The following is a 6592-nucleotide window of genomic DNA, read 5'->3' on the forward strand; positions in this document are numbered from 1 at the left end:
CATTGCGCGGGCTTTGCTGCGCGATGCGCCGGTTCTGCTGCTGGATGAGGCCACCTCGGCCCTCGATACCGAGTCCGAGCGCCACATTCAGGCGGCCATCGACGAGCTTTGCAAGGCGCGTACCTCGCTGGTGATCGCCCACCGTCTCTCCACCATCGAGAAGGCGGACGAGATCCTGGTGATCGACGAAGGCCATATCGTCGAGCGCGGCAACCACGAAGCATTGATGGAGCAGCGCGGCACCTATGCCCAGCTGCGCGCCATTCAGTTTGGCAACGCGGGAAGCAAGGCCTGATGCTGGAACGGCTCTGGTATGCAAAGAGTGGCTGGCGCTGGTTGCTGGCCCCCTTTGCCCTGCTGTTTGCCATCATCAGCGGCACCCGCCGCTACGCCTATCGTCATGGCTGGCGCAAGGGGTATCGCTCCTCCTTGCCGGTGATCGTGGTGGGCAATATTTCGGTGGGGGGCAACGGCAAGACGCCGGTGGTGGTCTGGCTGGTGGAGCAGTTGCAAGCCCGCGGCTATCGACCCGGGGTGGTGAGCCGTGGTTATGGTGGCAAGGCGCCCCATTACCCCTATCGGCTGGATAAGACCAGTACAACGACGCAGGCGGGGGATGAGCCGGTGCTGATTGCCCGGCGCTGCGGCTGCCCGGTGGTGGTTGCCCCGAAACGGGCTGACGCGGTACGACTGCTGGAGCAGAGCGGTGAGGTGGATATCATCATCACCGACGATGGTCTGCAGCACTATGCGCTGGCCCGCGACATCGAGCTGGTGGTGGTGGACGGAGCGCGCCGTTTCGGCAACGCCTGCTTGCTGCCGATGGGGCCGCTGCGCGAGCCGATCACTCGTCTCAAACGGGTGGACGCCATCATCTGCAACGGCAGCGAGCCGGGCAAGGGGGAGTATCCCATGCAACTGGTCGCCGACACCCCGCGCCGGGTGCGCGACGATGCACCGCTTGCCGCCCCCTTGTCGGGGCCGGTCGATGCGCTGGCGGGGATCGGTCATCCGCCCCGCTTCTTTGCCACCCTCGAAGGGCTCGGCTATCAGCTGGATCAGCAGGCTGCCTACGGCGATCATCACCCCTTCGATCGGGATGAGCTGGTGGGGCGCTTTGCCAGCAAGCCGCTGCTGATGACCGAGAAGGATGCGGTCAAGTGCCGCGCGTTTGCCCTCGATAACTGGTGGTATCTGCCGGTCAGCGCCGAGTTGCCCGCCTCCCTGCTCGATGCCCTGCTGCACAAGCTGGGGGCGAAGGCGAAGGGCGCGACCAAGGCGCAAGATTAATCTCTCTCGCCTCGGCGGGGGAGCAGGGGGGGAATATGCCCCGCATGGAATAGCTGGTTGCTCGACATCCATCGCTGGCGTGATGAAGCCGCCAGCGCGACATCGTTGAAGGAGTATCGTTTTGGCTTTGGACATCAAGTTGCTCGACATCATCGCCTGCCCGGTCTGCAAGGGTAAGCTGCATTACAACAAAGCAGTTCATGAGTTGGTCTGCCGCTTCGACAAGCTGGCCTATCCGCTGGAAGAGGGGATCCCGGTACTACTGGAGAACCGTGCCCGTCCGCTCAACAGCGATGAGCTGCCGTCATGAGTTTCGTCGTCGTCATTCCTGCCCGCTATGCGTCAACTCGTCTGCCGGGCAAGCCGCTGGCGGATATCCATGGTAAACCCATGGTGCAACACGTGGTGGAGAAAGCTCTGCAATCGGGTGCCGATCGGGTGATCGTTGCCACCGATGACGAGCGGGTGCAGCAGGCACTGCTGAGCACCGGCGTCGAGGTGTGCATGACCTCACCGGATCACCAGTCCGGCACCGAGCGTCTGGCCGAGGTGTGCCGTCACTACGGCTTTGCCGCCGATACCATCATCGTCAATGTGCAGGGGGATGAGCCGCTCATTCCGCCCGCCATCATTCGTCAGGTGGCGGACAATCTGGCTGCTGCCACGGCGCCGATGGCGACCTTGTCGGTGCCGATCCAGGATGCCGAAGAGGCGTTCAATCCGAACGCAGTAAAAGTGGTGACTGACAAGGATGGCTACGCCCTCTACTTCAGTCGCGCCAGCATTCCCTGGGATCGGGATCGCTTTGCCAAGAGCCATGAGCAGATTGGTGACCACTACCAGCGTCATATCGGTATCTATGCCTATCGTGCCGGCTTTATCCAGCGTTACGTAGACTGGGCACCGAGCGTGCTGGAGCAGGTCGAGGCGCTGGAGCAGCTGCGGGTGCTCTGGTACGGGGAGAAGATCCACGTCGCCCAGGCCCTTGAAGCGCCGCCGGTCGGGGTGGATACCCAGGCCGACCTGGAGAAGGTGCGCGCCTTTTTGGCCCAGTAATGGCCACAGCACTAACGTCATGAAAAACGGTGTCGCAAGGCACCGTTTTTTGTTTTGAAAATTTATATAATTATTTGATTTTAAACGCTAAACATGGGTTTTCTCAAACTTTTGGCGTGCATGGTTTGCCAACGCGACGAGTTTGGTTATGATGCAAGACGCCCTGTTAACCCTAACCGGGCGGCTAAAACGAGATAAAACGGGGTGTTTGGGTGATAAATGTATTCCTGGTCGATGATCATGAGCTGGTGCGTACAGGGATAAGACGCATTCTTGAAGATGTGCGCGGGATCAAGGTGGTGGGCGAGGCACAGAGCGGCGAGACCGCAGTTACGTTCTGTCGCCAACACCATCCGGACGTGATCCTGATGGACATGAACATGCCGGGTATTGGTGGTCTGGAAGCGACCCGCAAAATTCTGCGGATCCGCCCCGATGTGCGCATCATAGTGCTGACCATTCATTCAGAAAATCCGTTCCCCACCAAGGTGATGCAGGCAGGCGCCGCCGGTTACCTGACCAAGGGGGCTGCTCCCGACGAGATGATCCAGGCGATCCGGCTGGTGCACTCCGGTCAGCGCTACATCTCCCCGGAGATTGCCCAGCAGATGGCCCTCAGCCAGTTTGCCTCCGCTGACGAGAATCCCTTCAAGTCCCTCTCCGAGCGCGAGCTGCAGATCATGATGATGATCACCAAGGGGCAGAAGGTGACCGATATCTCCGAGCAGCTCAACCTGAGCCCGAAGACGGTCAACAGCTACCGCTATCGTCTGTTCAGCAAGCTGGGGATCAACGGTGACGTGGAACTGACCCATCTGGCCATTCGCTATGGCATGCTGGATGCCGATACCCTCTAATCGGGTGGCGTGTGGTCACAAAGGCGGCGAGTGCCGCCTTTTTGCTTTTCTGCCCCTTTGCTTTTCGGGCGACGAGGGCAGTATGCTCTGCCCGTCAATTTTTGCCTTTGTGTGAGCCGAGTAGCTGATGACCCTCTCTCCCGAACCTCTCTTCGACAGCAAGGCGTTTCTGAGCGCCGTCACCCATCAAAGTGGCGTCTACCGCATGTATGACAGCGGTGGCACCGTGATCTACGTGGGAAAGGCCAAGGATCTGAAAAAGCGGCTCGCCTCCTACTTTCGCACCAACGTCGACAGCATCAAGACCCGCACCCTGGTGCGACAGATCGCCGATATCCAGGTCACCGTCACCCACACCGAGACCGAGGCGCTGATCCTCGAGCACAATCTCATCAAGCAGTACCAGCCCCGTTACAACGTGCTGCTGCGGGACGACAAATCCTACCCCTGGATCATCATCACCGCGCACCAGCATCCACGCATCGGCGTCCATCGCGGTGCCCGCAAGGTTAAGGGAGAGTACTTCGGCCCATACCCCTCTGGCGGAGCGGTGCGTGATAGCTTGCACCTGATGCAGAAGATTTTTCCGGTGCGCCAGTGCGAGGATGCGGTCTATGCCAACCGCACCCGTCCCTGCCTGCTCTATCAGCTCAAGCGCTGCGCCGGCCCTTGCGTACCCGGGTTGGTGAGCGAAGCCGAATATGCCCAGCAGGTGGAGCTGGCCAAGCTGTTTCTGGCGGGCAAGAACCAGCAGGTAATAGGCGAGCTGGTGGGCAAGATGGAGTCTGCCAGCGGTGATCTGCGCTTTGAAGAGGCCGCCCGCTACCGGGATCAGATCCTGGCGCTGCGCCGGGTTACCGAACAGCAGTCGGTGAGCGGCAACGTGCTGGACGAGCTGGATGTGGTGGGGGTGGCCTTCCAGCAAGGTGCTGCCTGTATTCACGTGCTATTTATCCGTCAGGGCAAGGTGCTCGGTTCGCGCAGCTACTTCCCGAAAGTGCCGGCCGATACCCAGCTCGACGAGGTGGTGCAATCCTTCCTGCTGCAGTTCTATCTGTCGGGGCAGGGGGGGCGGCAGATCCCGAGTGAGGTGTTGCTCGATGTGGCGTTGGAGGATGAGAGCGTCATCGCCGAGACACTGAGCCAGACCGCAGGCTACAAGGTGCGGGTGGTGAGCCGTACCCGCGCCGAACGGGCCCGCTTTATCAAGCTCGCCTCTATCAACGCCGAGACGGCGTTGCGATCGCGGCTTGCTCACAAGAGCACCATCACCGCTCGCTACGATCAGCTGGAAGAGCTGCTGGAGCTGGAGCGCCCCATCGCCCGCATGGAGTGTTTCGATATCTCCCACACCATGGGGGAGCGCACCGTGGCCTCTTGCGTGGTGTTCAACCGGGAGGGGCCGCTCTCATCGGAATATCGTCGTTTTAATATCGACGGTATCACTGGCGGTGATGACTACGCGGCGATGGAGCAGGCGCTGGAGCGCCGCTTTGGCAAGCAGCAGGAGCCGGACAAGGTGCCGGACGTGCTGTTTATTGACGGTGGCCTCGGCCAGTTGCGCCGCGCCGAAGAGATCCTGGCCCGTCAGCTGGAGTTTCTCGGCGGTAAATATCCGCTGCTGGTGGGGATTGCCAAGGGGGTCACCCGCAAGGCGGGGTTGGAAACTCTCATCATGGGGGAGAGCCACGAAGAGCTGCATTTACCGGCAGATATGCCCGCTTTGCACCTTATTCAGCATATTCGCGATGAATCTCACCGTTTTGCCATTACTGGCCACCGGGCCAGACGGGCCAAGGCCCGCACCAGCAGCAGTCTGGAGGATATTCCGGGGGTGGGGCCAAAGCGGCGGCAGGCGCTGCTCAAATATCTGGGTGGCCTGCAGGAGGTCAAAAAGGCGAGCGTGGATGAACTGGCCAAGGTACCCGGCATCAGTCAGGAGCTGGCCCAGACCATCCACGATGGCTTGCACAGCGCCTGAGCAGGGTTAGTGGCATGGCAAAATCGCTAACTCCTTGATGCACAAGAGCCGTGACGCGGGGGGGCCGTAAATGCCATAATGGCCCTCGCATTTTGAGAAGATTGATGGATTAAAAAGACCAAGACGGGCGCCAGTGCGGTTGCATCGCAAATCGGCTTTGGCGCACTATGTAGCGACGTACAAGAAGTGGCTGAAAATAATGACAAACATACCTAACCTGTTGACGTTTTTCCGGATTTTGCTCATTCCCGTCTTCGTCATCCTGTTCTATCTGCCTTATCAATGGTCCTATCTGGCTGCCGCCATCATCTTTATTCTGGCCGCTGCCACCGACTGGTTTGATGGCTATCTGGCTCGCAAGCTCAATCAGTCCACCGCCTTTGGCGCCTTCCTTGACCCCGTTGCCGACAAGATCATGGTCGCCGCCGCGCTGGTGGTCATCGTCGAACACTACAACACCATTTGGGTGACCATCCCCGCCATGACCATGATTGGCCGCGAGATCATCATCTCCGCCCTGCGTGAGTGGATGGCCGAGCTCGGCAAACGCTCCTCGGTGGCGGTCAGCTGGATTGGCAAGTGGAAGACCATGATCCAGATGGTGTCACTCACCGGTCTGATTTGGCAATACAACGTCTGGATGGTGTGGCTCGCCTATGTGATGCTCTATGTCGCTACCGTGCTCACCTTCTGGTCGATGTTCCAGTACATGAAGGCCGCCTGGGGCGATTTGACCCACCACGCCAACCTGTGAGTTACTTGCGCCGCAAGGTGAGGTTTCCACTGATTTGAGGCAGGAAACGGCCAAAGGCGCTAAAACTGTTCAAAAAGGGCAAAAAATGCCCTAACGATCAGGTAATTAAATATTTCTGGTTGACTGGGCGAGGAACATCGCTAGAATGCGTCCTCGTAGTCAGGCAGTCAGCCAGACCAATGCGGGAATAGCTCAGTTGGTAGAGCACGACCTTGCCAAGGTCGGGGTCGCGAGTTCGAGTCTCGTTTCCCGCTCCAAATTCAGACAATAGAGAGCCAACTCTCTTTTGCATGGCGCGTTAGCAAAGCGGTTATGCAGCGGATTGCAAATCCGTTTAGTCCGGTTCGACTCCGGAACGTGCCTCCATATTGACAAGCCCGCCACGCGAGCTTGATACCGATTGCGGTGCCCGAGTGGTGAAATCGGTAGACACAAGGGATTTAAAATCCCTCGACGTTCGCGTCGTGCCGGTTCGATTCCGGCCTCGGGCACCATTAATGAATATCACATCATATCATTACATATCTGAAACCCGCATAGCGTAAGGCTTTGCGGGTTTTTTGTTATGTCTTGTCGTATCATATCACGTCATAGCATACCCCCATTCTTGGGGGTACATCTGGGGGTATCTGTTCTGATAGGGGTAAAAAGTAC

The 6592-nt window shown here is 59.0% G+C and carries 6 protein-coding genes, 3 tRNA genes and 1 pseudogene; all 10 read left to right on the forward strand.

Annotated elements, in window-relative coordinates:
• Positions 1 to 295, forward strand: a pseudogene (locus tag AB5Y85_RS10040) (lipid ABC transporter permease/ATP-binding protein); the annotation flags it as partial.
• The gene (lpxK, locus tag AB5Y85_RS10045) at positions 295 to 1290 is read left to right on the forward strand and encodes a tetraacyldisaccharide 4'-kinase (RefSeq protein WP_257687958.1); all 996 of its coding nucleotides are present in this window, start codon (positions 295 to 297) and stop codon (positions 1288 to 1290) included. The pseudogene AB5Y85_RS10040 and the gene lpxK, both read left to right, overlap by 1 nt.
• A gap of 121 nt (positions 1291 to 1411) precedes the next feature.
• Positions 1412 to 1600: a Trm112 family protein gene (locus AB5Y85_RS10050; RefSeq protein ID WP_005347033.1), complete on the forward strand. Its 189-nt coding sequence runs from the start codon at positions 1412 to 1414 to the stop codon at positions 1598 to 1600.
• The gene (gene kdsB / locus AB5Y85_RS10055; protein WP_257687957.1) at positions 1597 to 2346 is read left to right on the forward strand and encodes a 3-deoxy-manno-octulosonate cytidylyltransferase; all 750 of its coding nucleotides are present in this window, start codon (positions 1597 to 1599) and stop codon (positions 2344 to 2346) included. Before AB5Y85_RS10050 ends, kdsB begins: the two co-directional genes overlap by 4 nt.
• A 212-nt stretch (positions 2347 to 2558) precedes the next feature.
• Complete coding sequence (uvrY, locus tag AB5Y85_RS10060) at positions 2559 to 3203, forward strand: UvrY/SirA/GacA family response regulator transcription factor (protein WP_005337448.1); 645 nt, start codon at positions 2559 to 2561, stop codon at positions 3201 to 3203.
• Positions 3204 to 3330: 127 nt separating this feature from the next.
• The gene (gene uvrC, locus AB5Y85_RS10065) at positions 3331 to 5184 is read left to right on the forward strand and encodes an excinuclease ABC subunit UvrC (protein ID WP_257687956.1); all 1854 of its coding nucleotides are present in this window, start codon (positions 3331 to 3333) and stop codon (positions 5182 to 5184) included.
• Positions 5185 to 5383: 199 nt separating this feature from the next.
• Positions 5384 to 5938 carry a CDP-diacylglycerol--glycerol-3-phosphate 3-phosphatidyltransferase gene (gene pgsA, locus AB5Y85_RS10070; RefSeq protein WP_031227442.1) on the forward strand — a complete coding sequence of 185 codons (555 nt, stop codon included), beginning with the start codon at positions 5384 to 5386 and terminating at the stop codon, positions 5936 to 5938.
• A gap of 181 nt (positions 5939 to 6119) precedes the next feature.
• A tRNA-Gly gene (locus AB5Y85_RS10075) sits at positions 6120 to 6195 on the forward strand.
• A gap of 35 nt (positions 6196 to 6230) precedes the next feature.
• Positions 6231 to 6304: transfer RNA gene (locus AB5Y85_RS10080), tRNA-Cys, on the forward strand.
• A 41-nt stretch (positions 6305 to 6345) separates the two neighbouring features.
• Positions 6346 to 6432 (forward strand) — tRNA-Leu (locus AB5Y85_RS10085).
• Positions 6433 to 6592: the final 160 nt, after the last annotated feature.

This window comes from Aeromonas sp. R3-1 (assembly GCF_040908345.1).
Classification (GTDB): Bacteria; Pseudomonadota; Gammaproteobacteria; order Enterobacterales; family Aeromonadaceae; genus Aeromonas; species Aeromonas veronii.

What these genes read in the sequence shown, in the direction of transcription:
- lpxK (WP_257687958.1), top strand. Translation starts at nt 295, where the DNA reads ATGCTGGAACGGCTCTGGTATGCAAAGAGTGGCTGGCGCTGGTTGCTG.
- kdsB (WP_257687957.1), top strand. Translation starts at nt 1,597, where the DNA reads ATGAGTTTCGTCGTCGTCATTCCTGCCCGCTATGCGTCAACTCGTCTG.
- uvrC (WP_257687956.1), top strand. Translation starts at nt 3,331, where the DNA reads ATGACCCTCTCTCCCGAACCTCTCTTCGACAGCAAGGCGTTTCTGAGC.
- pgsA (WP_031227442.1), top strand. Translation starts at nt 5,384, where the DNA reads ATGACAAACATACCTAACCTGTTGACGTTTTTCCGGATTTTGCTCATT.